The following is a 232-nucleotide window of genomic DNA, read 5'->3' on the forward strand; positions in this document are numbered from 1 at the left end:
GTCGAACTCGATTACCTGCGGCGGATGCGCTTCATCAAGAGCGACTTCGTCGATTTCCTCGCGCTGTTCCACCTGAACGAGAAGTACATCTCGGTCACGCCGTCGCCGAAGGGCAACGGCGAGATCGACATCGTGATCGAGGGGCCGTGGCTGCATACGATCCTGTTCGAGATCCCGGTGCTCGCGATCGTCAACGAAGTCTATTTCCGCAACACGCAGCGCGAGCCCGACT

Annotated in this window: 1 pseudogene; it reads left to right on the forward strand. The window is 59.5% G+C overall.

Annotation, left to right across the window (positions count from 1 at the left end):
- Positions 1 to 232: pseudogene (locus tag AAEY68_RS21755) on the forward strand (hypothetical protein); the annotation flags it as partial.

It is taken from the genome of Pseudoalteromonas sp. RB2-MNA-CIBAN-0110 (assembly GCF_040309305.1).
Taxonomy (GTDB): domain Bacteria; phylum Pseudomonadota; class Gammaproteobacteria; order Enterobacterales; family Alteromonadaceae; genus Pseudoalteromonas; species Pseudoalteromonas arctica.